Genomic DNA, 399 nt, shown 5'->3' with positions numbered 1-399 from the left:
GGAAGTAACTCCCCGACCGTCATCTCGACCGTCGATTTATCTTTAGCGACTAAGGTCACTTTTAGATCTTGTTCAAAAAATTCAACCATGACCTGGCGGCAAGCACCACATGGCGAGATAGGTTTTTCAGTTTGTCCGTAGACAATCAACTCTGAAAATTCCCGTTGCCCCTCCGAAACTGCTTTAAAAATAGCAGTACGTTCTCCACAATTCGTCAAGGGATAACTAGCATTCTCGATGTTCACACCCGTATAAATACTACCATCCTTAGCTACTAAAACAGCACCGATGGGAAAGTGAGAATAGGGGACATAGGCTTGTTTGCTGGTTTCAATTGCTAGTTCAATTAACTCAGTAGTCGCCATCCGCTAATTCTCCTTTTAAGATTGCTACACCAGC

General features: G+C 43.6%; 1 protein-coding gene. It reads right to left on the bottom strand.

Features of this window, described 5'->3' with window-relative positions:
- On the bottom strand, window positions 1–365 hold a 365-nt coding region (locus tag SORDD16_RS10120), incomplete at its 3' end, for a cytidine deaminase (RefSeq protein ID WP_061453300.1).
- Between the last annotated feature and the right edge of the window lie 34 nt (window positions 366–399).

Origin of the sequence: Streptococcus oralis, from assembly GCF_001578945.1 — a bacterium.
Taxonomy (GTDB): domain Bacteria; phylum Bacillota; class Bacilli; order Lactobacillales; family Streptococcaceae; genus Streptococcus; species Streptococcus oralis_Q.
Note: the sequence above shows the minus strand (reverse complement) of the source record. Positions and strands in the feature narration are given on the sequence as shown.